The sequence below is a fragment of the Bartonella sp. AA81SXKL genome (assembly GCF_042196945.1).
Classification (GTDB): domain Bacteria; phylum Pseudomonadota; class Alphaproteobacteria; order Rhizobiales; family Rhizobiaceae; genus Bartonella.
This window is the reverse complement of record NZ_JBHIRH010000390.1, coordinates 1-238: the sequence shown is the minus strand read 5'-3', so window position 1 is coordinate 238 and position 238 is coordinate 1. Positions and strand designations below refer to the sequence as shown.

Sequence of the window (238 nt, the reverse complement as noted above, 5' to 3'; positions counted from 1 at the left end):
ATTGGGCTTAGGCTTTTCATGTCAGGAAGTTTCCTCCATTCCCCATACAGAACATGATCTAATAGTAGAGGGAATTTTTACAGAAAAAGGTTTCTTAAAACGTTAAAATATGATTAAAACGCTCATGCGTTTTTTATTTTTAGGTGACATTGTTGGAGAAACGGGCTGTAACGCTGTTTTTGCAAAGCTTCCAGGGCTTGTTAAAAAATGGCAACTTGATTTTGTTGTTGTGAATGGC

At 36.6% G+C, this 238-nt stretch carries 1 protein-coding gene and 1 pseudogene; both read left to right on the top strand.

Translation table 11 applies throughout. The features are described from left to right. Positions 1-106, top strand: a pseudogene (locus tag ACFINZ_RS11870) (5-formyltetrahydrofolate cyclo-ligase); the annotation flags it as partial. A gap of 18 nt (positions 107-124) precedes the next feature. After that, positions 125-238: YmdB family metallophosphoesterase (locus ACFINZ_RS11865; protein ID WP_375701631.1), on the top strand; the 114-nt coding region annotated here is incomplete at its 3' end.